General features: G+C 64.3%; 25 protein-coding genes, 1 tRNA gene and 2 pseudogenes. 9 read left to right on the forward strand and 19 right to left on the reverse strand.

The annotated features are described in order from the left end of the window. The first annotated feature begins 223 nt into the window (after nucleotides 1-223). Nucleotides 224-1,111: a phosphotransferase gene (locus K940_RS0125480; RefSeq protein WP_028479782.1), complete on the forward strand. Its 888-nt coding sequence runs from the start codon at nucleotides 224-226 to the stop codon at nucleotides 1,109-1,111. Between the two features lie 82 nt (nucleotides 1,112-1,193). Here the strand turns inward: K940_RS0125480 and K940_RS30420 are convergent, their stop codons facing one another. Together K940_RS30420 and K940_RS0125490 are read right to left on the reverse strand one after the other, a co-directional pair. Continuing rightward, the gene (locus K940_RS30420; RefSeq protein ID WP_051407545.1) at nucleotides 1,194-1,697 is read right to left on the reverse strand and encodes an ester cyclase; all 504 of its coding nucleotides are present in this window, start codon (nucleotides 1,695-1,697) and stop codon (nucleotides 1,194-1,196) included. Nucleotides 1,698-1,725: 28 nt separating this feature from the next. After that, nucleotides 1,726-2,268 carry a thioredoxin family protein gene (locus tag K940_RS0125490; RefSeq protein WP_028479783.1) on the reverse strand — a complete coding sequence of 181 codons (543 nt, stop codon included), beginning with the start codon at nucleotides 2,266-2,268 and terminating at the stop codon, nucleotides 1,726-1,728. A gap of 855 nt (nucleotides 2,269-3,123) precedes the next feature. Here K940_RS0125490 and K940_RS0125495 point away from each other — a divergent pair. Continuing rightward, the gene (locus K940_RS0125495) at nucleotides 3,124-3,840 is read left to right on the forward strand and encodes a DUF6597 domain-containing transcriptional factor (protein ID WP_028479784.1); all 717 of its coding nucleotides are present in this window, start codon (nucleotides 3,124-3,126) and stop codon (nucleotides 3,838-3,840) included. A gap of 74 nt (nucleotides 3,841-3,914) precedes the next feature. On the opposite strand, the gene K940_RS0125500 is transcribed toward K940_RS0125495, so the two are convergent. Continuing rightward, a complete protein-coding gene (locus tag K940_RS0125500) occupies nucleotides 3,915-4,319 on the reverse strand; it encodes a VOC family protein (RefSeq protein WP_028479785.1) in 405 nt (134 codons plus the stop codon). 53 nt (nucleotides 4,320-4,372) lie between these two features. Further along, nucleotides 4,373-4,786 carry an arsenate reductase ArsC gene (locus tag K940_RS0125505; protein WP_028479786.1) on the reverse strand — a complete coding sequence of 138 codons (414 nt, stop codon included), beginning with the start codon at nucleotides 4,784-4,786 and terminating at the stop codon, nucleotides 4,373-4,375. A 251-nt stretch (nucleotides 4,787-5,037) separates the two neighbouring features. On the opposite strand from K940_RS0125505, the gene K940_RS0125510 reads away from it, so the two are divergent. Next, nucleotides 5,038-5,784, forward strand: coding sequence for a Sir2 family NAD-dependent protein deacetylase (locus tag K940_RS0125510; protein WP_028479787.1), 747 nt, complete (start codon nucleotides 5,038-5,040; stop codon nucleotides 5,782-5,784). Between the two features lie 35 nt (nucleotides 5,785-5,819). Here the strand turns inward: K940_RS0125510 and K940_RS0125515 are convergent, their stop codons facing one another. Then, nucleotides 5,820-7,118 carry a D-arabinono-1,4-lactone oxidase gene (locus K940_RS0125515; protein WP_028479788.1) on the reverse strand — a complete coding sequence of 433 codons (1,299 nt, stop codon included), beginning with the start codon at nucleotides 7,116-7,118 and terminating at the stop codon, nucleotides 5,820-5,822. Nucleotides 7,119-7,171: 53 nt separating this feature from the next. Continuing rightward, nucleotides 7,172-7,849 carry a TetR/AcrR family transcriptional regulator gene (locus K940_RS0125520; RefSeq protein ID WP_028479789.1) on the reverse strand — a complete coding sequence of 226 codons (678 nt, stop codon included), beginning with the start codon at nucleotides 7,847-7,849 and terminating at the stop codon, nucleotides 7,172-7,174. 120 nt (nucleotides 7,850-7,969) lie between these two features. Between K940_RS0125520 and K940_RS0125525 the strand changes: the two genes are divergently transcribed. Next, nucleotides 7,970-9,466, forward strand: coding sequence for an MFS transporter (locus K940_RS0125525; RefSeq protein ID WP_028479790.1), 1,497 nt, complete (start codon nucleotides 7,970-7,972; stop codon nucleotides 9,464-9,466). 50 nt (nucleotides 9,467-9,516) lie between these two features. Here K940_RS0125525 and K940_RS0125530 read toward each other — a convergent pair whose 3' ends face one another. Beyond that, nucleotides 9,517-10,581 (reverse strand): winged helix DNA-binding domain-containing protein, encoded by a 1,065-nt coding sequence (locus K940_RS0125530; protein WP_196812374.1) that lies wholly within the window; start codon nucleotides 10,579-10,581, stop codon nucleotides 9,517-9,519. 174 nt (nucleotides 10,582-10,755) lie between these two features. Beyond that, entirely contained in the window at nucleotides 10,756-11,262 is a 507-nt protein-coding gene (locus K940_RS0125535) for a GyrI-like domain-containing protein (RefSeq protein ID WP_028479792.1), read from the reverse strand. Between the two features lie 802 nt (nucleotides 11,263-12,064). Between K940_RS0125535 and pgm the strand changes: the two genes are divergently transcribed. The 5 genes and pseudogenes from pgm to K940_RS32750 all read left to right on the forward strand — a co-directional run. Continuing rightward, nucleotides 12,065-13,729, forward strand: a complete 1,665-nt coding sequence (gene pgm / locus K940_RS30425) for a phosphoglucomutase (alpha-D-glucose-1,6-bisphosphate-dependent) (RefSeq protein WP_036530399.1) — start codon at nucleotides 12,065-12,067, stop codon at nucleotides 13,727-13,729. Between the two features lie 8 nt (nucleotides 13,730-13,737). Continuing rightward, nucleotides 13,738-15,087, forward strand: a complete 1,350-nt coding sequence (locus K940_RS30430; protein WP_081706678.1) for an MFS transporter — start codon at nucleotides 13,738-13,740, stop codon at nucleotides 15,085-15,087. 111 nt (nucleotides 15,088-15,198) lie between these two features. Continuing rightward, complete coding sequence (locus tag K940_RS0125555) at nucleotides 15,199-15,948, forward strand: thioredoxin domain-containing protein (RefSeq protein ID WP_028479794.1); 750 nt, start codon at nucleotides 15,199-15,201, stop codon at nucleotides 15,946-15,948. A 160-nt stretch (nucleotides 15,949-16,108) separates the two neighbouring features. Continuing rightward, nucleotides 16,109-16,181 (forward strand) — tRNA-Ala (locus tag K940_RS0125560). Between the two features lie 243 nt (nucleotides 16,182-16,424). Continuing rightward, nucleotides 16,425-16,990: pseudogene (locus K940_RS32750) on the forward strand (transposase); the annotation flags it as partial. Between the two features lie 142 nt (nucleotides 16,991-17,132). On the opposite strand, the gene K940_RS32755 reads toward K940_RS32750, so the two are convergent. From K940_RS32755 to K940_RS32760, 11 genes and pseudogenes are all read right to left on the reverse strand, one after another. After that, nucleotides 17,133-17,486: a hypothetical protein gene (locus K940_RS32755; RefSeq protein ID WP_155981125.1), complete on the reverse strand. Its 354-nt coding sequence runs from the start codon at nucleotides 17,484-17,486 to the stop codon at nucleotides 17,133-17,135. A gap of 276 nt (nucleotides 17,487-17,762) precedes the next feature. Next, on the reverse strand, nucleotides 17,763-17,903 hold the full coding sequence (locus K940_RS0125580) for a T-complex 10 C-terminal domain-containing protein (RefSeq protein WP_196812375.1): 141 nt from the start codon (nucleotides 17,901-17,903) through the stop codon (nucleotides 17,763-17,765). A 160-nt stretch (nucleotides 17,904-18,063) separates the two neighbouring features. After that, entirely contained in the window at nucleotides 18,064-18,831 is a 768-nt protein-coding gene (locus tag K940_RS0125585; RefSeq protein WP_028479797.1) for an ESX secretion-associated protein EspG, read from the reverse strand. Continuing rightward, nucleotides 18,828-20,318 (reverse strand): PPE domain-containing protein, encoded by a 1,491-nt coding sequence (locus K940_RS31255; RefSeq protein WP_028479798.1) that lies wholly within the window; start codon nucleotides 20,316-20,318, stop codon nucleotides 18,828-18,830. Before K940_RS31255 ends, K940_RS0125585 begins: the two co-directional genes overlap by 4 nt. Then, nucleotides 20,318-20,719: a hypothetical protein gene (locus tag K940_RS0125595; RefSeq protein WP_028479799.1), complete on the reverse strand. Its 402-nt coding sequence runs from the start codon at nucleotides 20,717-20,719 to the stop codon at nucleotides 20,318-20,320. The genes K940_RS31255 and K940_RS0125595 overlap by 1 nt, the downstream gene beginning before the upstream one ends. A 37-nt stretch (nucleotides 20,720-20,756) precedes the next feature. Further along, nucleotides 20,757-21,311: a DUF3558 domain-containing protein gene (locus tag K940_RS0125600; protein WP_028479800.1), complete on the reverse strand. Its 555-nt coding sequence runs from the start codon at nucleotides 21,309-21,311 to the stop codon at nucleotides 20,757-20,759. A gap of 583 nt (nucleotides 21,312-21,894) precedes the next feature. Beyond that, nucleotides 21,895-22,212, reverse strand: coding sequence for a transposase (locus K940_RS0125605; RefSeq protein ID WP_028479801.1), 318 nt, complete (start codon nucleotides 22,210-22,212; stop codon nucleotides 21,895-21,897). A gap of 146 nt (nucleotides 22,213-22,358) precedes the next feature. Then, entirely contained in the window at nucleotides 22,359-22,796 is a 438-nt protein-coding gene (locus K940_RS0125610) for an NUDIX hydrolase (RefSeq protein ID WP_028479802.1), read from the reverse strand. A 172-nt stretch (nucleotides 22,797-22,968) separates the two neighbouring features. Next, nucleotides 22,969-24,105, reverse strand: a pseudogene (locus tag K940_RS33870) (DegT/DnrJ/EryC1/StrS family aminotransferase). A 67-nt stretch (nucleotides 24,106-24,172) separates the two neighbouring features. Then, nucleotides 24,173-24,517, reverse strand: a complete 345-nt coding sequence (locus K940_RS30455; protein WP_028479803.1) for a Gfo/Idh/MocA family oxidoreductase — start codon at nucleotides 24,515-24,517, stop codon at nucleotides 24,173-24,175. Nucleotides 24,518-24,611: 94 nt separating this feature from the next. Beyond that, nucleotides 24,612-24,845, reverse strand: coding sequence for a hypothetical protein (locus tag K940_RS32760; RefSeq protein WP_155981126.1), 234 nt, complete (start codon nucleotides 24,843-24,845; stop codon nucleotides 24,612-24,614). Nucleotides 24,846-24,863: the final 18 nt, after the last annotated feature.

A 24,863-nucleotide genomic window follows, 5' to 3' on the forward strand; every position in this document is an offset into this window, starting at 1 on the left:
CCGGCAAGCCGAGGACTGGTGCAAAGCAGGCAATTCCGGCAAATCCGGCGGATTCCCATTGGTTGCTAATGACGGGTAATCTTGGGTGGTAGCTTCTGTCGAGCAGTGGAATGGGGTAGTAGCCCCCTGGTATCTGGATGGCTCTTATGACACTGGAAGCCGAGATGCGGTATTGCAGCCGCAGGATACGGAGCACAGGCCGGTGGGGACGTGAGGGGCCGACATGACAAGCGTTGCGGAAAACGGTACGCGGTCGATCTTGCGTGCGGCCTGCGTAAGCGTCGGGATCGAGACCGGGAAGGCTGAGGTCGTGGGGCCGCGTACGGCGTACCGGCTGCACGACGGGATGGTGGCGCGAATCGGCGGACGCGGCCAGAAGCTGGCAGCCGGTCGTGAGGTGGCCCTCGCGCGTTGGCTGGACACGTGCGGTGTGTCTGCGACGCGTGTGGTCCCGAACATTCCGCAGCCGGTGATGGTGGACGGCTGCGCGGTGACGTTCTGGCAGGATCTGCCGCCGCATCACCCTGGAGCGCCCGGAGAGGTCGGACGGGCGCTGCGCCGTTTGCATCAGCTGCCGTTGCCCGGGTTCGAACTGCGCCGAATAGCACCTCTGGCTCGACTCGAGCGGGAGATAGCCTCGGCGCGCTCGGTCACCGAGGACGACCGCCGGTGGCTTCAGGGGCACCTGGACGAGTTGCGAGGCCGCTGGAAAGTGTTGCCGCAGGGCATGCCGTGGTCGGTGATTCATGGCGGCGACTGGGACGACGATGTCGTGGTTACCGATGACGGAGAAGTAATGCTGGCCGGCCTCGGGTGGACGGCGGTCGGGCCGCCGGAGTGGGACCTGGTCCACGCCGCCATCGAATGCTGGACGGCCGCATCGATCGGCGCCGCACAGTACGCCGACTTCTGCAACGGGTATGGCTGCGACGTGACCCGCTGGGACGGCTTCTTCCTGCTGCGCGACATCCAGGAATTTCGGCTGACCCTGCAGGCATTGTCCGCGGCCGCGGACAACGAGGTGTTCCAGCGGCAGGCGGTGCGCCGCTTGGCCTACATTCGGGGCGATTCGGGCATGCGTCCGTGGCCCGGGTGGGCCGACCTCGATTAGTACTGCTGCACCGGCGCGGCCGGCTCGTCGCCGGGCGGATGACGCTCACCGTCGGAGCCAGAGGAGGCGGCGATCGTGCGGATCAATGGCGCGAGCGCAGCGCTTTTGCCAGCGGAGCAGTGGAGTTGACGAGCCCGAACAGTACCCGTTCGGCGATCGAATTCTGCGGCGGAAGGACGGAGATCTGCCTGGCAAGGTCGAGGCCGTTGACGATCGCGGTGTTCGACACGATCAGGCCATTGCGCACGACGAACACGTCGGTGCCCAAGATATCGAGCCGTGTTCCGTTCGGCGCCATTCCGAGCAGCGCAGCGGTGCCGTCGAACCGGCCGCGCATCCGCCAATGGACCACGGCGCGATCGTCCTGGGCAGTGACCGACAGGATTTCCACTCCGAGGTCTGGGATCGCAGCATGGACATCACGGAAGTAGGCCACGATTTCGTCGGGTGCGCGCAACTGCGCTATGCCGACGAACTCGTCGAGGGCCCCTGGTTCCCAACAGGCCGTGACAGTGTCCCAGTCCTGATCGCCGATCGCTTCGACATAGCGCCGCGCGACCGAACCCGGGGCGTCGGGTGTTGTCACTGCATACTCCTTCCCGCTGCGCGCAGGTTCAGTCGTCTCGCCACTTGATCGAGCAGCCCATGCTCGGCCGGTGTGGTTCCGGGACCGGCCGGCCCGCCATGACGGCTTCGATCGCGGTCCGCAGGTCACTGCCGGTCAATGGTTTGCCATTGCCTGGCGTCGATTCATCGAAAGCGCCCCGGTAGGCCAATGCGAGTTCCGCATCGTAGAGGAAGAAATCCGGGGTGCATGCCGCGTTGAACGCTCGCCCGACGCTCTGGTCCTGGTCGACCAGATACGGAAATGTCCAGCCGGCTCGGATCGCCTGATCGCGCAGCCGCAACGGTGCGTCGTCTGGATAGGCGGTCGCGTCATTGGTGCAGATCGCCACAGTAGGCGGCGCCAACGAGTCGACCAGTTCGCCCAGAGCGGCCTCGATATGTTTGACATACGGACAGTGATTGCAGGCGAAGACGACCAGCAATGGTGCGCCCTCGAAGTCGGCGCGGGAATAGATTCGTTGATCGAGGTCGGGCAGTGAAAAGTCGGGTAGTGCGGTACCCAGAGGAACCATGAGAGAGGTTTGCGCCATGGTGTGCCTTCCGTAGGGATCGAAGACGACAGCCGGAGCCTACCGCGAATCGTCCGATTCGTCGGAAATCTACCGAAAAACCGTCACTCGGCGTGGCGTCGGTTCTGTTCGAACCGATTCGGCGCCGAGATATTCATTGTGCAAGCCCCGCCGGGGCTCCGGTGCGGATCGTAATTCCATGCGATTTGTGTGGGCGGAATTCGGGCGCCTGAGCAGCTGCATCGTCGCGTTCACGACGTCATGGCGCAGTCCTGCGGCGGCGCTGTCGATGGTATTCACTGCGCCTACGACGACTCCAGGCGGAATGGCGGTCTCTGGCCTCGAAGGCTGCAACGACCGCAATATCGAATGGATGACGATATGGGAACTTTTTCTGCGTCGACGATCGAATGTAACAAGATGGATTCGAAATCATTGGCGCAATTTCGTCCCTACCTTCCGATTGTTCTATCCGAAATCGTCCACGGTCGCCGGTCGGCCACTTCCGACAGCGGGTGCGGCTATGTCAGGGTGCACACCGTTGATCAGAACATCGAATGGTCTGGTCCAGAAAGCGACGGATACGATCGCTCTTCCATGCGGCGATCCCGATGCCGGACACGCTGCCCAACAGCCCCAGCCACCTCCCAGCGTTGCGGGTTCGGTTGGGGCGGGCGTGCTGCCGGACAAATCGCTCCACCATTGCCTCACGCGGCGCGGGTACACATTTTGTGCACCCGGATAGCAACAGTTGTGCAGATCACTCACGGCTGGCTGTACTCGTTACCGGTGACCTGGTTTGCAGTGCCACGTCGATATGTTCGGTGAAATCGGGGCGGCGCGGCATTGTCGGTGGCCGGGGCTAGCGTCGGCGAGGTGCAGACTGTTGTCGCGGGCGGCTATCAGGAGCGACCGTCGCGGTATGACGGTGCAGTGTTGTGGACGAGAGTGGCGAGCGACAGCCGCCGTCCGACATCGCCTGTGTTGCCCGATGGTTGCATCGATCTGTTCTGGGCCACCGGGCGGTTGATCGTCGCCGGACCGGCGACGCGGGCGTATCAGGCGTCGGAGCCGGAAGGCAGTCGGTATGTCGGTGTCCGATTCTCCCCTGGGACGGCCCCCGCGGTGCTCGGTGTCCCGGCACACGAATTGCGAGACCAGAGGGTCGATCTTGCGCAGCTGTGGCCTTCGTCGACAGTCCAGGCGCTGGCGGCTCGGCTCGCGGCCGCAGATGATCGGGTAGCGGTTCTCGAAGGTATCGTGCTGCGCCGTGCGGCGGGTGCCGGACCGATCGATCCTATGGTGCGGCGAGTGGTGACCGCGCTGGAAGCGGGGCGGTCGGTGGGGGCGGCCGCCGAAGCGACCGGGCTCGGTGCACGGACCCTGCACCGGCGTTCCTTGGTCGCCTTCGGCTATGGCCCCAAGACCCTCGCGCGGGTGCTCCGTCTGCAACGCGCTGTGGCATCAGCGCGTCGCGGCGTGGCGTTCGCCGACATTGCGGCCCTGGACGGGTTCGCTGATCAGGCGCATTTGTCCAGGGAGGTGCGCGCCCTGGCCGGAATGTCATTGGCGGAGCTGCTCACGCGGTCCTAGAACATTTCACTCCAGCCCCTCGAGCAGTCGGCCGAGGGGGACCTCCGCGTGCTGGTGCTCCTCGGCCTGGCGACTTAGGCGGGGGAGGTGGAGAGGACGGCATACAGGTCGACGCCCGTACCGTCCGGGTCGTGCACCGTTGCATAACGCTGCCCCCAGGGTGCGTCCCAGGGCTTCTTTTCTCCGTGGTAGCCGGCGTTCACCAGGTCGTTGTACACCGCGTCGACCTCTGTGGGATCGTCGCAGCGGAAGCCGACTCCGAGGCGGCTCGTGCCGACCGGCGGCGTCCATTCGGGCAGGAACGACTTGACCTCGGCTTCGGTGTCGAGTGCGAGTCGCACGCCGTTGGGCAGGGTGGCCTCGACGTGACCTGCTTGCTCGGCGTCTGGGGGAAACTCGAGCCCGAGACGGCGATAGAAGGCGACGGAAGCAGCGATATCGGACACGACGATGCCGATGAAGTCGAGTTGTGGGGTCATTTCGCCAGCCTAGATAGCCGCCGCGCAGCAGTCTTGAACGAAACGGACACCGCTCAGCGCGTCGGCGCGGGGACCAATTCGGCGATCAGATTCTCCACCAGAATCTGGATGTGGTCGCGGATGGAACGCACCAGCTCGAGACTCTGGTCGGCCGGGTCGGGCAGCACCCAGTCACGGTAGCTGATGCCCGGAAAGAACGGGCAGGCGTCGGCACATCCCATGGTTACGACGACATCTGAGATGCCGATCGCGTCGATGGTGAGCGGCTTGGGAGTGTTGCCGGAGATGTCGACGCCGACCTCGGTCATGGCTTCGACCACCGTCGCGTCCAGCGTTTCCGCGGGTGCGCTGCCCGCCGACCGTACGTCGAACCGGTCACCCGCGAGGGCGGTGAGAAACCCTGCGGCCATTTGTGAACGTCCCGCGTTGTGCACACAGACGAACAGCACACTGGGTTTGTGCGGCATAGGAGCGCCTTTCGATGAGCAGGTAGAGCGAGAGTGAGCCGGCCACCGGATCTGTCGATCGGTGTGTCGAGACCGAAACGCTGTCGTAGCGTTCGAGATACGTATACCAGCGTGCCGTGCATCGGCGGCACGAGCCATGTGGTTACCACGCATGGGTGCTATCCGTTCGCCGCTCGCAGACTCGAAATCGTTCTCCCGCAGCCGTGGTGATCCTGGTGTCACGCCCGCCATGATCTCTATGCTTGGCGCATATGACCACTGAGTGGCGTCGTCGTCCCGGCCGGATCGGGGTGCTCACGGGTGCGGGTATCTCCACGGATTCGGGGATCCCCGACTTTCGGGGTCCTCGGGGGGTGTGGACGAAAGATCCTATCGCCGAGATGCTTTCGACCTACCAAAGCTATGTCAGCGACCCCGACCTGAGAGCGCGGGCGTGGTTGGCGCGCCGGGACAATCCAGCCTGGCAGGCAGCGCCCAATGCAGCACACGTCGCGCTGGCGGATCTCGAACGCACCGGCCGGCCGGTGACCATCATCACGCAGAACATCGACCGCCTGCATCAACGCGCCGGGACTTCACCGGAGCGAGTGATCGAGATCCACGGCAATATGTTCGACGTGGTCTGCATCGAATGCCAGTACCAGACCACGATGGTCGCCACGTTGGCGCGGGTGGCCGCTGGCGAACCCGATCCGCCATGCCCGGAGTGCGACGGCATTCTCAAATCCGCGACGGTGATGTTCGGGCAGCAATTGGACCGCCACACCATGGCGGAGGCCACCATGGTCGCCGAAAACAGTGACATCTTCATGGCCATCGGCACCTCGCTGCAGGTCGAACCCGCCGCGTCGATGTGCTCGATCGCCGTCCACGCCGGCGCCGATCTGGTCATCGTCAACGCCGAGCCGACGCCCTACGACAGCATGGCCACCGAGGTGATTCGCGATCCCATCGGTACCGCCGTGCCGCGTTTGGTTGCGGAGATCTCGTCGGCCTGATCGTGCCGACCGTTCGCCGGCGTGGGGGATTCGGTTCAGCCGACCGGACCGAGCACGCGATCGAGGTAGGCGTTGGCGAAGCGCCCCTTCGGGTCGAAACGACGGCGCACTTCGGCGAACCGATCCCATTCGGGGTAGCGGTCGCGCAGGGCGGCCGCAGTCTGGAAGTGGCGCTTGCCCCAGTGTGGGCGGCCGTGGTAACGGTCGAATACTGCTTCGCAGGCGCGGAAGTACGGTTCGAAGTCCATGCCGCGGTACTGGTGCACCGCGATGTAGCAGGTTTTGCGGTCGTGAGCCGGTGAGAGGAACGCATCGTCGGGCGCAGCCCATCGCACTTCGATGGGCATCAGTGTATCGAATCTGGTTGCCACTTCTTTGATCTCGCGGATCGCATCGGCGGAGTGCTCACGAGGGATGGCGTACTCCATCTCGGTGAACCGGATCAGCCGGGGTGATGCGAAAACTCGGTAGGACCGGTCCACTTGGCGGCGATAGCTGAGTATGGATGCCGCGCGCCGTTGCAGCGCGGGGATCAGGCGAGGCCGTCGTCGGCCCAGCCGGCACAACGTCTCGGCCAGATAGTTGGACGCCACGATGTCGGCGAACCAGTCCACCACCTTGCCGCGTGGTTGCTCCGGCAGGGGCACGCGGTTGTTTCGTTTGGTCATCGCCAGACTGGTGTGGGCGAACATATAGAACTCGAAATGCTCGTTGCCGTCGATGAACGAATCCAGGTCGGCGAGCACATCGTCGATCGGAACCGGACGTTCGATGCCCTCCAGGACGAAGGAAGGCACCATCTGCACGGTGACGCCGGTGACGACCCCCAACGCGCCGAGGCTCACTCGCGCCGCCCGCCATCCATCGGGGTCTGTCTGCTCGTTCAGTTCGACTCGACTGCCGTCGGCCAGCATCAGCTCGACCGAATGCAGTGCGGCGGAGAGATTCTGCAACGACGCACCGGTGCCGTGCGTGCCGGTGGCGGTTGCGCCCGCCACGGTTTGAACGTCGATGTCCCCGAGGTTCGCGAAGGCGAGTCCGGACTCGTGCAGGGCGTTGCTCGCGGCATTCAAGGTGACGCCTGCTTCGACCCGTACCAAGCCGGATGCGCGGTCGATGTCGGTGACGCGGTTCAGCTTCGCCATATTCAGCAGCAGGCCGTCGGTGAGCACGGCTTCGGAAAACGAATGGCCCGCGCCAGCGACACGCACGGTTTGTCCGTTGGCTTCGGCGCTGGCGAGCAGCGTGGGCAGCTCTGCGATCGAATTCGGCGTCGCGCAGGCCGCAGGCTGGCATCGCTGATCGCCGGCCCAGTTCACCCACGAGTTGGTCATGTGACCAACTTTACGGGAGCGCGTAGGTGGGGCGCTACCCGAGATTCGAGGCGCTACCGTCTTCGACTTGCGCAGGCGAGGTGGTGTTTGGCGCGTTCGACCTCGTCGTCGGTCAGCGGTGGGGTGCTGAGAGGTTGCCGAGGCATGCATTGGGCGCGGATACCGTTGAGTGCGATGGCCATGTACCGCTGCCACGCGTCGGGGTTGACCGGCCGGGCGAAGTCGGCAACGCGGTCGACCATGTTCACCAGCGCGAAGAAGTCCCCCGGTTCGACACCCTCGGCAAGCGCTCCCGCATCGCGCGCGCGGGTACAGATCGCGGTAACTGCGGCCTCGATTCGCTCGCGAACCCCGAGGCGATCGGCCTCGGTGTCTTCGAATTCGAGCATCACCTCGCTGAACCCACGGTCGGTGGCCATCCGGCGGCAGGCGTATTCGAAGAATTCCACCAGCCCCAGCCAGGGATCCGAGTGCTGGTAGGCGGTATCGGCTGCGTCGGCGCATTCGTTCAGGGTCTGGTGAAAGACCTCGACGATGAGTTCCTTCTTGTTCGTGAAGCGCCGGTAGACGGTGCCGACACCGACTCCCGCGTGGTCGGCCACGTCATCGAGAGTGATCTCGAGTCCGTGGTCGGCGAACAGTTCGCGCGCCGCGGCGATGATCCGCTGCTGATTTCGCGCGGCATCCGCCCGCAGGCGCCGAGGTGGTGAGGCGACAGTGGCGTTGTTCACATCCCTATTCTAGCAACTTCCGGGGATTAACCGGAGGGGATGGCTCCGTTAGCGTGATAGCGTGCCATAAGCGGAGAGAATTTCTCCGCTTATTCATTTTCGATGAGGTGAAGGGGACACATGACAACCACGTTCGACGACGGAGCATCCGCCCCCGAACACACGGGGAGCGGTCGGCGTGGCTCACACGCATTGCGCTGGTGGGTGCTGGCCACGCTGAGCGTCGCTCAATTGATGGTCGTGTTGGACGCGACCGTGGTGAACATCGCGTTGCCCGCAGCGCAGCGCGATCTCGGCTTCAGTGATGCCGACCGGTCCTGGGTGGTGACCGGGTATGCCTTGGCCTTCGGCAGCTTGTTGCTGATCGGTGGGCGTTTGAGTGACTTGTTCGGTAAACGGAGCGCTTTCGTCGTCGGTCTGATCGGCTTCGCTGTGGCTTCCGCCGTCGGTGGAGCCGCGACGAGCTTGGAGTTGCTGGTCGCGGCGCGTGTGGGGCAGGGTGTTTTCGCCGCGCTGCTGGCACCGGCTGCCTTGTCGCTACTGACCGTGACCTTCACCGAAACCTCCGAGAGGGCAAAAGCGTTCGGCCTGTTCGGTGCGGTTTCCGGCGCCGGCGCAGCTGTTGGTCTGCTGCTGGGCGGCATGCTCACCGAGTGGGCGTCATGGCGCTGGGTGATGTTCGTGAACCTGATCTTCGCGGGTGTCGCACTGGTGGGTGCGGTGTTGCTGCTGGCAAGGCACCAGAGCGGTGAGCGCCCCAAACTCGATTTCCCGGGCACCGTCGTGGCCACCGCGGGTTTGTTCGGCATCGTCTATGGCTTCTCACACGCAGAATCGGATGGGTGGACCAATGGCGTCACCCTCGGCTTCCTGATCGGGGGCGCCGCGCTGTTGGCGCTGTTCATCTGGTTGGAGACATGGATCGCCCATCCGCTGCTCCCGCTGCGGATCGTGTTCGACCGAATGCGCGGAACATCGTTCCTGACCCTGTTCATCATGGGCGTCGGAATGTTCGCGATGTTCTTGTTCCTCACCTACTACATGCAGTTGACCCTCGGCTATTCGCCTATCAAGACCGGCGTTGCGTTCATGCCGTTCGTCGTTGCGTTCGTGATCTCCTCGACAACCGTCCCCCCGCTGCTGCCGAAGCTCGGTCCGAAGATCATGGTCAGCGGTGGCTTCCTGGTCGCAGCCGCAGGCATGGTCTGGCTGACCAGAATCGGTATGGACAGCGCATACCTCACCCATATCTTGCCCCCCGTGATTCTGCTGGGTCTCGGATTGGGCAGCGCGATGGTGATCGCGTTCCAAGGATCGACCTCGAGCTTGAAGCACGAGGATGCCGGCGTGGCCTCGGCCTTGGTCAACACCAGCCAGCAGGTCGGTGGCTCCATCGGCATTGCACTGCTGAGCACCATCGCTGCCTCCACAGCCAGCGACTACCTGGCCAACCGCACGCCGGAGCCCCAGACCATCGCGCAGTCCGTGATCGAGAGTCATATCGCCACGTTCTGGTGGTCAGCCGCGATTTTCGCAGCCGGCGGCATCGTCACCGCACTGCTGATGCCCAGCACAGCACCGGCTCCGGCCGAAGGCGAACCGGTACTTGCCCACTGATCTCGTGTGGTGTCGCGGCGCTGCCGACTCGGACTCCGAGACGATTCGACTCACACCGTACCGAGGTGAGCCACAGGCGGCTCGAATCGGATGTCACGGCGCTCGACTTCGGGTGCGGCGAAATCCAACAGGGCCATACCTTCCTCGGTCAAACCCCTAACCGTCCGTGTCGTCAAGGGAACGAACGGCTCGATGCACAGCCTCGCCAGATCCCTGCTTCGATCGATCCGCCATCGTCCTCGCACGAATCCATCGACGAGGATGGTGGAGCGAACGATACCGTTGTTCGTGACCACCAAAGGCAGATGCTCTGCAGCGATAATGCGGTCACGATCGACATGCGCGAGCAGGATGTTGTCGAACTCCGGGAGGAAGCGGACCGGAACTTCCTCTTCGGCGTCGGGGATCGGGGCGTCGGCGATGTCGAACAGTTCGGTGCCGCGCTCGTTCCGGTAGGTGCGCAGGCGTGATCCGAGCCGCTCGAAGGTGGCGGCAAGTTTGGTGGTCCCCGACCATTTCTGCATGTCCTTGACGCTCGCCGGGCCGAATGCGCCCAGGTAGCGCAGCACGAAGTCTTCGGTCGACAGTTCGTCGTCGAGCTCGCGACCCAGCCAGTGTGCCATCGTGGTGTGGGAGGCATTGCTGTTGTTGTCCCACAGCCCGCGTGGCGGGATCTGCACCAAAGGAACCATATTGCGCACAGTCTGCGCCATGGTGTTCCCGTGGTGGTCGGGCCATCTCTGCACCAGGAGTTTGCTCAGTTCGGCGAAGGTGAGCGGCTGCCGTTGTATCAGCGTTGTCGCGACGGAGACCAATTCGCTCGGGTCCACACCGATGAGGTGGCGCCGCAGCAGCCCGGACACAGTGCGCGCCAGCATGTCTGCCAGCAGAGGGCGCAGGACGAGCGCGTCGCGCGCCGTGACCAGATGAAGAGTGGAGCGCATCAGCGCGATGCGCACCACTCGTCGTCGAACCAGCAGGGCACCCAGATCGTGCCTATCGAAATCCGAAATCCGAGTCCACAACCCCACATACGGTGGGTTGACTGCCTGGGCCTGCATGCCGACCAGGTGCTCCAGAGCATCTTCGGCCGAAATCGAGGCCCGACACGTCAACAACTGACGGTGTAGCAGGGCGCGGTTCAGAGCCCTGACTCCAAGTGTCGGCGGCGGCACAATCAGCACGACCGAGTCGCGACGCCGGGGAGTTGCCTGCAGGAATACCCGGGGGTGAGGAATCGACCTGCGGCCGGGCCCATCCGAACCTTGTCGTCCACGCGAAACAACTTTCTATCCGAACATCGAGCGGCTGGAAGCGCTACTGCGCTCGGCGCACCGGCTGCCGCAGGATCGTGCGGGTATCCGGTCCTTGCGCGCGAGGATTTCCGGTTCGGTCGAAAACGGGCCGCGATGCGGCACCTGGATCGCTTCGCCTTCGGTGACCTGCTCGAAAGACGCGCCGGTGACCATGTCGGCGGTGACCACCTCCGGAATGCGGATCAACAGTTTCCAATGCCATTGATCCTGGGGAACCGTCATCGGCGGCAAGTCGGGTTCGACCCACCACAGACCCTCCATCACAGGTACCACGAAGTCGTGGCCGGCTGCGCTCGCCGCCGCTTTCGCGCCGAACGCGGCGCCGTACAGCTTCTGTACCGCTGCGGTGTAGGTCGGACCGTTCGGCGCCCCGATTCCGTCGACCGCAACATAGCTGTACGCGGTGAATGTCCGAACTGCCGGTTGTGGATCGGCCCGGTAGTAGTGCTCATCCGTCTGGACCAGATCGACTTCTGTCACGCCGGCAGTGTTGCACCCGCTACCGACAACAACGTTGCACCCGCTACCGACAACAACGTTGCACCCGCTACCGACAGCAACGCCGAAATGTCCGGACGTCGTGACCTTCTGGCTCGGCTCGTGGTGAGTCGTGATTCCGGGCGAGGTCCAGGTGGTGTTCGCCGACCGCACCACCTTGGGTGCTCTGCCGGGACGGTTCGTAGACTCCTCGGGTCGGCGCGGTGCCTATGGCGGTTGTCCGCGCCGAGGTACGGCGATGCCCGGGCGCCGCAGTATGGCGCGGGCACCGCCGGTGGCTGCATGGTTCGGCTCGGCGATCGACGGGAACGGCACGACCGAAGGGCTCCGGCAATGAGTAGTTCGCGAACGAATGCTCCAACAGCGGGACAGAGGTTCTCAGCGGCGCAGCGTAGGCGCCTCGACGAGGGGATCGCGTGCCGCTCCCGAGTCACCCGTCTGGGACTACGGCGAGTAGGCGAACCTCGGGTCGATGCGTGTACCCCGGCGGCCGACAAGCTGCGGCAGGGAGATGCACGATGATGGGTTCGCGCCGGTCGACCGCTATCATTGTCCGTTCGGCGCGCCTCGATCACAACGGAGCGATGGTCGATGCTTCGTGGCTCGCTGGTGTGAGAAAGAACTGCGGCATCGCGTCGATCGCGACCGGCGGCCCTGCCGGCCGGAGGATTCGGCCGACAGATGGTGGCATCGACCTGACTGTGCGGTCAGCGACGACCGGGTGGTCATCGACATGATTCTGATGACCAGCAGGGCGCAGCCGATACGGAAGGGAGACCCGTGCATGGCCCATAATCGAGCCGGGCGTCCCGCGCGTGCCACCGACTTGGAAGATATTGCGCACCTGGTGACGGCTTACTACAGTCACGTCCCCGATGTCCAGGACCCGGCCCAGCGAGTCGTTTTCGGTACATCTGGACATCGCGGCTGCAGTCTGGACAACTCCTTCAACGAGGCGCACATCCTCGCGATAACCCAGTCGATCGTGGAGTACCGCGCTACCCGAGGCATCACCGGACCCGTCTACCTGGCCAGAGACACCCACGCCTTGTCGGAGCCGGCATGGACCACCGCGTTGGAGGTCCTCGCGGCCAATGATGTCACCGCGGTCATCGATGCCCGAGACCGATACACACCGACACCCGCACTGAGTCATGCTGTGTTGCGGCACAACCGCAGCGGCGCCGCGAGTCAGGCCGACGGCATAGTGGTCACGCCGTCGCACAATCCGCCGCGCGACGGCGGATTCAAATACAACCCACCACACGGCGGCCCAGCCGACAACACCGCCACCGATGCCATCGCCGCTCGCGCCAACGAGCTACTGCGCGACGGACTCACCGAGGTCAAACGCACTGTTGTGCAACGCGCGCTGAAAACCGCAGTGCACCGCTACGACTACCTCCACCACTATGTCGCCGACCTGCCCTCGGTGCTGAATTTGGACGCGATTCGCGGCGCGGGCATCCGACTCGGCGCCGACCCGATGGGCGGCGCGAGCGTGGACTATTGGGAGGAGATCGGCCAGCGTTACGACCTCGAGCTCGAGGTGGTGAATCCATCGGTGGACCCCACCTGGCGGTTCATGACTCTCGACAGCGACGGGAAGATCCGAATGGATCCCTCCTCGCGGCATGCGATGGCTTCCTTGGTCGCGATCAAAGACGACTACGACATCTCCACGGGCAACGACGCCGACGCCGACCGCCACGGCATCGTGACCCCCGACGGCGGGTTGATGAATCCGAACCACTTCTTGGCGGTGGCCATCGAATATCTGGTGGCCAACCGGAGAGGGTGGGATGCGCTGACCAAGATCGGTAAGACTGCGGTGACGTCGTCCATGATCGATAGAGTGGTCTCCGTGCTCGGCCGGGACGTGCACGAAGTCCCGGTCGGGTTCAAGTTCTTCGTACCCGGCTTGTTCAGCGGGAGCTTGGCGTTCGGTGGCGAGGAGAGCGCCGGCGCCTCGTTTCTGCGGATGGATGGCAGCGTCTGGTCCACCGACAAGGACGGAATTTTGCTGGCGCTGCTCGCCGGCGAGATCGCCGCAGTCACCGGACAGAGTCCGTCGGCGCGGTATGTCGAACTCGAACGCCGCTACGGCAGCCCCGCCTATGCCAGAATCGACGCGCCCGCCACCGCGGAACAGAAACAGGTGCTCGCGAGGTTGACTCCGGACATGATCACCACGAAGGAGATCGCCGGAGAACCGGTCACCGCCGTGCTCACCCGGGCGCGCGGCAATGGCGCGCCGCTGGGCGGACTCAAGGTGACCACCGAGAACGCGTGGTTCGCCGCTCGCCCCTCCGGTACCGAGGACAAGTACAAGATCTATGCGGAGTCCTTCCACGGTCCCGAACACTTGGCCGAGGTGCGGACAGCCGCGGAGGAAATGGTCGGTCAGGCGATGTCCGCAGGTGGCCGACAGAGCCGTGGTGACGGATAGAGCTTCACGTGAGCAAGAGAACAAAGGCTTTGCCCGGCGAGATCTGGGTATTGATCGCAGGCGCGTTCGTCATCGCCATCGGATTCGGGCTGGTCGCCCCGATTTTGCCGCAATTCGCCCGTGGCTTCGGCGTAGGCGTGGCGGCCGCCTCGGCGATCATTTCGGCGTTCGCCATGATGCGGCTGATCTTCGCGCCGGTGAGTGGCCGGCTCGTGCAGCGGTTGGGGGAACGGTCGGTCTATCTCGGTGGATTGCTGATCGTGGCGTTGTCCACCGGTGCGTGCGCTGTGGCGCAGAGCTATTGGCAACTGATGGTGTTGCGTTCACTCGGCGGCATCGGGTCGACCATGTTCACCGTCTCGTCGCTGGCGCTGGTGATCCGGTTGTCTCCGCCAGAGCAGCGCGGTCGAGTATCTGGACTGTGGTCGAGTAGCTTCTTGATCGGCGCGGTGAGCGGGCCGCTGTTGGGCGGCGCGTTGTCCGGGCTCGGGCTGCGCTGGCCGTTCGTGATCTACGCCGTCGCACTTCTGGTCGTGACCGTCGCGGTGCATCTCAGCTTGCGGAACTCGGTGGTGGCCGTGCCGGAGCCGGTCGGCGGTGTTCGCCTGCTGTCGTTCCGTGACGGATGGGCGCGACCGGAATATCGCGCCGTTTTGCTGTCGAATTTCACCAACGGCGTTGCCGTTTTCGGCGTGCGAATGGCGTTGGTTCCGCTGTTCGTCGTCGAGGTCCTCGATTACGGACCGGCGATGGCGGGTGTCGTATTGACGGCGTTCGCCTCCGGCACTGTGGCGGTCCTGTTCGCCGCCGGACGAGGGTCCGACCGGTGGGGGAGAAAGCCGTTTCTGATCGCCGGCCTGCTGGTATGTGCCGTGGGGACCGTGGGTCTCGGTCTGACGACGAGTCTGCTGTGGCTGCTGGCCACGTCGTTCCTCGCCGGAATCGGCTCCGGTATGTACACCCCGAGCCAACAGGCCGCGATAGCCGACATCATCGGACCGAAGGCGCGCGGCGGCCCCATTCTGGCCGGCTTCCAGATGTCCGCCGATTTCGGCACTGTAATCGGACCGACTGTCATCGGCGCCCTGGCTCAGATGTCCTACGGGTTCGCCTTTGGAGTGACCGGCGCGCTGCTCACTCTCGCTGCTCTCGTCTGGATTATGGTTCCCGAGCCACTGCGTCGCCAACATTCGGTACATCCGGAGTTCGCGTCCGATCGCGCCGACAGCGCCGAGACCGCCCGACACGATCAGACCTCGGTCATGCCCAGCGTGAGCGTGTCACCCGAATCCAACGGCTCGGCGCCCGGTGCGCCTCGACCTACTCCGGGGCTGGCTGCTGGTGGTTCGGAGCGGTGACGGAGACTTCGGAGTCATCACGATCAGACCGATCGAACTGTAGGTTGCCCCGCGCCTAGGATGGCCGAGCCCGCGTATCGGGTGAGCGGTCTGTTGCGTCAGACTGTCGTTGTGAGCGAATCGCGTTCGAACTACACGCCGCGGCCGATGTCCAATACCACCACTATTGCCTTGGGCGGGGTCGCGCTGGCAGTGGTCGTGGTGATCGTCGTCGCGGTGTTCCAATGGCGGCCCACCAGCGATGCCACACCGACCGCTGTGCGCGTCGATGGCTATGGGCTGGTTCAGGATCCGGGTGTGCGAGCGGTACTCGAATCCGACGGCTCGATGCTGCTCGGTCACCCGGACGCGAAGAAGACCATCGAGATGTTCGAGGACCCCTTGTGCCCGGCCTGCGGCAATCTGGAGCGAATCTATGGGCAGGAGATCGCGCGGAACATCGATACTGGTGCACTCGCGGTCCGCTACCGGTTGGTGAACTTCCTCGACCGTCAGTCGCCGAGCAAGGACTACTCCACCCGGGCTATCGCTGCGAGTCAGTGTGTCGCCGAGACAGGCTCCGGGCAGGCGCTGTCTTCGTTCCACGCCGAAGTCTTCACCGGCAGCCGCCCCAGTGAGGGCGGTTCCGATCTGAGCAACGACGAACTTGCCGAAATCGCCCGCACCACCGGAGCGGCGGAATCGGCGACACGTTGCATCTCGAACGGTGACAAGGTCGACTTCGCGCGCACCACAGCGAAAGCCCAGACAGCGGCGCTCGCCGAGGCACTGGGGGGAGCCGCGGCCACGCCGTCGGTCTTCGACGGCGAAACCAAGATCGATATCAGGGATGAGAACTGGGTGGTTTCCGTCACGGGCTGAACCGCTTACCGAGGGGCATCGCCTGTGATGACCCTCGTTTGTCAAACAAATGTTCGACCTCCGTACCGGCGTCACCGCGGGATCCACGTGATTTGGTTGCCGACACACCGTTGGTGTAGTTTCATTCCAGCGCGAAGGAAGTCCGGAGCGCAACCCACCAGGGGCTATGGCGCAGCTGGTAGCGCACCACACTGGCAGTGTGGGGGTCAGGGGTTCGAGTCCCCTTAGCTCCACCGGAAACATGCAGGTCAGGGCTATGATGGCTGAAAATTCGATCAGCCATCAACACGAGCCGTCAACATCTGATCTGGACACCGGGGGTCATCGGGGTACACGGTCAGGTCATGATTCGGCTCTGAGCGGAGTTCCGCATGGCCAGTGTCCGCGTCATGACGCGCAAGGACGGCAGGGACTGCCCCCGGGTTGGTTGACTCCTGACCTGTGAGGATTGCTCCTCGCTGGAAGGATGTTCCCCTATGCCGAAGCCGTATCCCGAGGAGTTCCGCCGCGACGTCGTCGCGGTCGCCCGTAAGGGCGAGATCTCATTGACTCAGATCGCAAAGGACTTCGGAATCTCGCAGAGCTGTGTGAAGAACTGGCTCAAACAAGCCGATATCGAAGACGGACATCGGGCCGGCGTCACCCGTGATGAGTCGGCCGAGCTGCGCGAAGCGCGCAAACGGATCCGCCAGCTGGAACAAGAAGCCGAGGTCATGCGCCGCGCGGTCGCTTATTTCTCGCGTGACATCAACCCAAAATGAGTTACCCGCTGGTCCTCGACCTGGCCGCTGACGGTATCCCCGTCACGGTGACCTGCCGGGTGCTCGGTTTCTCCACCCAAGCGTTCTATAAATGGAAACGGTGCCCTGTCTCGCAACGTGATTGGGACGACGCCCATCTGATCAACGCCGCTCTCGACATCCATGCCGACGACCCGGCTTTCGGCTACCGATTCATCGCCGACGAGCTGCCTGCCCGCGGCATCCGTGCCAGCGAGAACAGAGTCGCCAGATTATGTTCAACGCAGCGGATCTGGAGCGTGCGGCGATGCTGAAGAACACAGCGGCGAATACGATCGCTCCCGGCGGCCGTTCTTTCCCCCATCCAGCTGGCCAGGGGGTCAAGGGGACATCGCGATTGATTCCACTCCCCGACAATGCGACTCCTCTCGTGTTCGGGTCCACTTACTTGAACGGCTGCTCTCCAACATGCGCACCAGCCGTGCCGCCGAGGTAGCCACCGACAACTGCGCCACCCGCGGCGCAGACGGCCACCCCTACCGGCGTCGCCCATGAACAAGCCAATGCGCCGAGCTGTGCACCTGCCCATGCTCCGCCGATGCCGCCCGCAGTGCCGCCCACGGCATTGCCGATCGCTTCGTCACCAGGCTTTCCGTTGTGGGCCCAGTCGTCCCAGTTGACGTACGCATTGATTCCCGCAGTTGCCGCCCAACCGCCGTATTTGCCGGTGTTTTTCAGGATATCCGCTGTTGAACTCTTCGCGGCCGCGTCAGCAGCGAGGTCAGCGGCTTCCCCCATCGCGCGACCCGCACCCTGATCGCCGGCATGGAGTAAATCGAATGCTCGTGACGAAGCCTCCACGGATCGACCTGACGTGATTGCTGCCTGCTCCGCCATCGAAACCCCGCCGTGCGCGACGAGCTCACTCGCCGCGCTCGCTGCCAGACCAGCACCGGTTGCAGACGGATGGGCTTCGGCGGTTCCAGCTGCGGATTCGACCATTGCCCCCAAATGATCACCGGACCAAACCTTCACGACATCCCACGGATACCGCTGCGGCCCACCGCCGACGGCCTACTCCGGGTCGCAGGAAAGACCAGAGCCGTCCTCGAACTCGGCGACGACGCGCCCATCAGCGAGTTGCACCGTCCGCGCTGTTCGACCATCCGGGTAGGTGGTGTGGATGGTGCCATCGGCTTCGAGTGCGGAGTGCATCCCGGCAGAGTTCGATGTCGCCACGAGCTGTTCGCGTCCGTCCGGGCCCATGGTGTATTGTTCGAACGCTCGCAACTCTTACGCACTGACGCGCGGCGGTCTCCGAGATCCGCTGCCATACCACGAGGATACGGTCCATCCGCCGAAGCGTCATGCGCTATCAAGAGAAGGCTCGTGGCTGTGTGCAGGCGGTGATGTTGTGCGACAGTTGGCGCATCAGCGTTTCGGGATCTGCGGGCAGGACGGTGAAGTTCTCGGCGTCGTGGTTGGTCAGCAGGTATCGACCGTCGGGGTAGTCGAGCCAGAAGAACCCACGCCCGTCGTCGGTGGGCCGCCAATCCAGCTGGTAGCCGGGGTAGGTCGTGATCTCACCGCTGCCGACGCGGCGGCGACGGAAGAACTGCCGCACCTGCTCGACCGGGGACAACCGAGTCGGGTGCTGGGCGTAGACCGGTGTGGTGAGATCGCTACGGCGCCCCTCGAAGTGCGGTGCGCGACCGGGCGCGGACTGGGGTAGCCGTGCGACGATATCGGCGGCGATGGTGGTAGCGGCATGGGTGGTCAATACGATGTCGCCCCCGTGTGCGGGAGTGCGCCCCGGTTCCTGGACTGCCAGCACCGCGGACGGTCCACTGATGCCGGCGAAGATGCGTAGGTCTTGGCGCTGTTGCCCGTGGGTGCCGGTGATCTCCACCCGCGTCTGCGGCTCCAAGAGCACACCGAATACGTCGTGCAAGGTTTCGTCGTAGCCCGCCTGCAGACGCTCGGCGGCCTGTTTGCGTGAGTGCAGGTCGTCGTCGAGATGGTCGACGCGCTCGCGGCGGTAGCTCAGCGGGAACGGTGCGCGGTCACGGCCGTTGGCTTCCAGCGCGATCTGGAAAGCAGTGACGCCGAAGCGGTACCGCTTACCGATAGGCAGACGGGTCATTCGCCGATCGCCCCACCCGGCGGCAGAACCTTCGGTAGTTCGCCGATCAGCTCGGTCTCGCGTTCCTGAATCAGGTAATCGGGAGTTGTGCGTTCGACCTCGTCATCCTTCCCGCCACCCCGCCCGGGCGCACCACCCGCCATGCCGGGCATTCCCCCCATACCGGCCCCAGTGCCACGAGCCGCGGCGGCGGGACTCCCAGCGCCCGGACCAGCAAGCACACCACCTCCACGCGGACCGGAGACACTTCGGCCCGGACCTCCAGCGCCAGATCCCCCAGCACCCGTGCCGGGCATCGCCCGCATACCGGTCCCAGCTCCACGAGCGCCGGCGCCGGGACCAGTGGAGGTACCACTGCCGCGGGGACTCGGGATATTTCGGCCCGGACCCGCGGTGCCGGATCCCCCGGCGCCCGTGCCGGGCACTGCGGAACCGAGTCCACCCATCCCAGATGCACCGGAACCCGGCACGCCGGAACCAGCCCCACCAGGGGATCCAATCCCAGGGGTGGTCGCGCTTTGGGCAGTGGTCTGCGGGGTTGCGGCCATGGTGACCGACGCCGGGTCGGTGGACTGCTCGCCCGGGTCCCATGGTGTATCTGTGCCGGTGGGACTATGGCCGGTCTGGCTGCTGGTGGGATTCTCGATATTCATAGCGCCAGGGTCGTTGCCGGTGTTGCCTGGTTCGGGACCGATAGTGCCGCGCGACCCCTGGCCGAGGTCACCGAGCCCGATCGTGTTCTTCGCAACGGGCAGGATCGGTGTCTGGGAATCGACGGTCACCGAGCCCGGCTGGTAGATGTTGGTCATGACCTGCTGCGCAGCGGCTTCGGCCTCGTTCGCGCGGTGCTTGGCCATCTTGAACACGCCGTTACCGGGGACGTGACCGACGACTTCATCGAAACCATTGAGCTCTTCCGGCTCGGGGATCGACATCTTGGACTGGGACAGATAGCCCTCCATCAGGTCGATGCCATTGGCGACCATCTGGAACGCGGTCGGTAGCTGCTGCGCTCGAGAGGCATACTCACGCACCCCGTCGACCGCGGCGTTCGCCGCCTGCCCGGACCACATCTCGCCCACGACCCGCTGGATCGTGGCGTCGTACTCCGTAATGGAATCATCGACAGCAGCGGTCAGTCGCCGCCAGGCATCGGCACCGGCATTGACGTCGGACGCGGAAACTCCAGGACCACCATCGGCGCCGTTGAGCGCGTCAAAGATGTCCCGATGAGACCAGGTCTCGAAAGCCTCCGGCTGCACTTCCTTGGGTGCAGGCATTCCATCGAAGTCATTGCTGAGCCGCGTGTACTCGTCGTTGACGATGGCGCGGTCCGGCGTCCACCTGCTCGATGCATCGTCGTCCATCCGGCCCCGCTTTGCGGCGGCCTCGTGGGAGGCGGTGTGCCCGTCAATGGCGAGCGCCGCAGATGGCCCGATGATCGAGGTCGCAACCGCGGCCACCACATCCTCGAACGAGAACCCCATCAGATGTCCTGTCCGGTAACTCGCAGCGCAGCGGCGCGCTCCTCATCGATCAACTCAAGCTTCCCGATCGCAGCCGCGAAGGTGTCGTGCTGCAGCCAGGCAATGTCGATATGTTCCTGGATCCGGTGGGCAGCAGAATCGTTCGGATCGTGGGCGCCACCAGCGACAGCCTTCGCCTCGAACTTCTTGCGGATCGCCACCGCCGACGGCAGAGTCCCCCAACCCGACAGGTTCTCGAGGTATTGGGTTTCGTCTTTTGCTGCTGTCAGCCGCTCGGCATATCTTTTGGCTGCGGCGCGCAGCGCTTCGCCGAGTTCGGGTTCCAGGCGTAGATCACCGGAAACGGCTTGCTGGGCAAGCGCAGTCCAGTATCCGTGTTGGTCCGCGACCGGGTTGGTCATCTCGATCCCTCCCTGTGTATCGATTCCGGCCGGTGAGCTAGCGAGGTAGATGCGGTTCGAGATCAGCCGCATGCCGTGCGGCGATCTCGCAAGTGTCACCGTCCTTGGACTCGTACTCACTCAGCCAGCCAGCGCGAAACTGAAACATGCCCTGTTCGGCGTCGAACGACACATAGCAGCCTTCGGGGTCGTTTCGTTCTTTCGACACGTGCCCTGGTCGACCGTTGACTGTGGTCTGACGCAGGATTGTCGCGCTCTCTTTGTTCGTATGCTCTTTGAGGGTGTGGCTGGTCGAAAACACGCCGATGCGGTAGTTCATAGGCCCGTACCTGTCATCGATTGGACCCCAACTGCAGACACGGAAGCTCGAGACGCCGGTCGGCGGATCGGTGAACACGCTCTTGGTGGCCGGGTCCAGCCCGGCGCCCACCAGTACGTCGTCGGCGATGCCGGGGTCGCGGCAAACGTTGTAGACGATGATCTCGTCGATATTCCGCGTAGTCGGTTGTGCCGTCCCAGATGTGGAGTCACCGCACGCGGTGAGGCCCGCTACTGCCAGCACGGCCGCTACGATCGCCGCGACGCGCTTCATCCCCGCCCCTTCCCTCGACTCAGGCGCAGCCTACCTTGAGCCAGAGCGCAACTCGCTGACATCGCAGACGTACTTGCCCGCTGGCCTGTCGGGAAATCGGGTGAAGTTCGTGGAACTGGCCGCTCGTTCGCCGACCACGATCATGTTGATGGATCAGCGCGATTGGGGGCCAGTCAAGTGTTGATGCCATCAACACCGATTCGGTAAACCAGCAGGTCGCGAGTGGTCGGCGAGAAGTCAGTGAGAATCGCAAAGCGCCAGTTCAAGGAGTGAAAACGCTGAAAAACTAAGGGGTTCGAGTCCTCTTAGCCCCACCAGTGATTATAACCGTTTGATATGTCCGATATGTCGGATTTTGCCAAATATCGGACGACAGTGACCCTCACACCGCAACACTGGTGTGGGGGTCTTTTCGTGTCGGTGTGGTGGTCACCTGACCGGGGTCTCGACAACGGGTCCACCTGCAGCTTGTGACCGGAGTAACACTCCGGTGCGGGCGCGCGCCTGCCGTCGCCGCTACGTCCGCTCGGGCACACCCGTAATCTGGCAGAACTCATGGTCGGCATGCCCGCCTCGACACGGATCACCTCGAGGTCCTCGAAGGGTCCGACCGGCCCTCCGCGGACTTCTTCCACACCTGGGCAGCCAGATGCGCCTCGCCCAAAGCTTGAGTGAGGTCCGCGATCTCGGCTTCGAGCTGGGCCTCCCGCGTCGCCGGCCCCGACTTCCCCGCCGACAAACCGGTGCGGCCGGCCACGAGGAACTGCCGCTTCCAGTTACCGACCGACTGCTCGGACACCTTCGCCCGCCGCGCCGCCGTGGCCACAGTCACCTCGCCGGCCAGGATCGACAACACCATCCTGGCTTTCTCCTCCGCCGGCACCGCCGATGGTCTCGCCATGAACGATTAGACTCCTTCGCAGATCAGACCCGGGCCTATAGTGACGCGTGCTGCCATGAGACCTGTCTCCTCGTTTTCCCGGTTGGCGACGCGACGGCCGCCATCAGCGCCCATCCAGCGTCGTCATGTCCACGATGATTGCGTGTTCAGTCGGCGTTTCGATAGGCAGTGAGGGTTTGTCTGATGGCGTCGGTGACGGGGGACTCTTCAGTGAGTGGGGTCCAGGTGTAGGCGTCGTGCTCAGTGAGTCGGACGGGTTCGGGGGCGGCGCATTCGACGGCGAAGTTGAATTGGCGGCTGTGTTTTCCACTGCCGGAGCGGTAGTCGAAGCTGTCGATGTAGTGGCCGATGCCGGTGACGTGGAGGCCCGTCTCTTCGGCGACTTCGCGGGCGAGTGCCTGGTCGAGCCTTTCGCCGGGTTCGACTTTGCCGCTGGGCAGTTCCCAGATACCGCCCATGAAGTCGTTGCCGGGGCGGCGCAGCAGCAGGATGCGTCCGTCGTGTTCAACGACCGCGCCGACGACGAGTTGCTGAACGCCGTCGCGTTCGGCTTCGGTGGTGAGGTCTTCTAGGTGGGTCGTCATGCGTTCACACTTTCAGGTGGTCGGCGTGGTGGATGACTTTTTCGATGGCGTCGAGGTAGCGGTCGACGAGGGGGAGGTCGTTTTCGCGGTGCCGCACCGGGAGCTTGAGGGTGTGGTGGTGCAGATGTTCGGCGCGCGGGAATTCGCCCGGGCGATAGCCGAATTCGCCAGCTTATTCGGGGAAGAGAATACCGGGTGTTTGGAAGAGTTCGAGGAAGTTGAGGGGGCAGGTGGAGCCCGGGCGGTCGATTTCGCGGCAGCCTTCGGCGAGTAGCGCCTGAGGGAAGCGTTCGACGGTGATGCCGCCGAGTTCGTCGGGCCGGTATTGCACGGCCATCCCGTACCAGGCGGGCTGTGTCTCGGGGCCAGGTTGAGGTGCAACGATCCCGGGTAGGCGGTCGAGGTGGTCGGTGATGTAGGCGGCGATGCGGTTGCGGCCAGTGAGGTAGTCGTCGAGGTGGGTGAGTTGATCGAGGGCGATGGCGGCGGCCAGCGGGTGGATGCGATGTTTGAGGCCCATGCCGGTCACCGCGTAGCGGTGCAGGGAGTGGTGCTCCGGGATTTCGGTGCGGCAGCGTTTGTTGTATTGGCCGTGCAAAGGTAGGCGGTAATAGAGGTTTTCGTCGTCGGTGGGTACGAATCCGCCTTCGCCGGTCGAGAGCGGTTTGGGGCCGTTCAAGCTGAAGGCGGCGGCGCGGCCAAATGTGCCGATCTTGCGATGGTCGATGGTGGCGCCGTGGGCGTGGGAACCGTCTTCGAGGAGCTAAGGCCCGTAGACCTCGGCGAGGCCGGTGAGACTGCGGAGTTGTGCGGGCATGACCCACATGTGGGTGACGACGACGGCTTTGGTCTTCTCGGTGATGTGGTAGGGAAGTTCGCGTGGGTCGAGGTTGCCGGTGTCGTCGCAGTCGGCCAAGACCGGGATTACGCCCAGCTGCAGCAGTGGAGTGGCAGTGGCGAAGAAGGTGTAGGCGGGCACGATGACCTCGTCGCCGGGACGCAGGCCGCAGGCCGCGTACATCGAGAACAAGCCGGCGGTGCCGGAACTGGTGAGGACGGCGTATCGGCTGCCGAAGTAGGCGGCGAGGGCGTCTTCGAGGTCGGCGACGACACCGGAGCGGTCGTAGATGGAAATGGTGTCGCCGAGTTGGTCCAGTACAGCTTTGCGGGTGAGGTGGTCGGTCGGCGGCCACTGGAAGTGCGGGTCCGGGGCAGTGACGGCGGGCGTGCCGCCGAGCAAGGCCAGCGGTGATTTCAACGGAGCTCCTTGGGGTTGACGGGGGTGTGGGTGCGGGCGGCTTGGTAGCAAGCGGTGACGAAACGCAGGTGTGCCAGGTGCTGGCGAGGGCCACTGAGGTTGGGGCGTTCACCATCGGTCACCCGGCGGAAGTAGTCGATCTGTGTGGCCGCGGCCGAGGGCCAGGCTTGCTCCCGGAGCAGGGACTCGACGACTCGCCGTCGTTGGTGAGGCGGCGGATGCGTCCACGTTCGAGATGGACCATGCCCTTGGAGCCGACCAGGCACAGGTCTTCGGTCTTGGGACCGATGAAACGGGACAGCAGGATTGATCCGTAGAGACCGGAGTCGTAGGAGAAGTGCACCAGTGCGGTGTCTTCGGCGTGGTACTCGCGGCCCGGGCGGGCCGCAACTGACAGATCCGCGGTGATGCGATCCGGGAGCCCGAAGTACCACAGCACCAAGTCGATGACGTGGTAACCCATGTCGATCACGCAGCCGCCACCGGCGGTGGCGATGTCGCCGCGCCACCCGTCGGAACTTCGGGGGTCTGGTGCACACGGGCACAGTCGAGTGCCGTCATCTGATAGCCCCTGTCACTTCCCGATCCGGACCCCCTACCGATGCCCCTGCAACCAGCACGCCTGCGCCGGCTTCACACCAGAGCCGTGTCTCTACCGCCTGCCGGAGGGCGGCCTGCCGAGTCAGATGTTCCAGACCGGGCACGACGACATTGCGGCATTGCGCGCGAACCAGTTCCGCGATCAGCGCATCCAATCCCGACCGCCCGTAGGTGCGCTCATGGAACACCATGCCCAGGTCGTAGCCCTG

The sequence above is a fragment of the Nocardia sp. CNY236 genome, from assembly GCF_000482385.1.
GTDB lineage: Bacteria > Actinomycetota > Actinomycetes > Mycobacteriales > Mycobacteriaceae > Nocardia.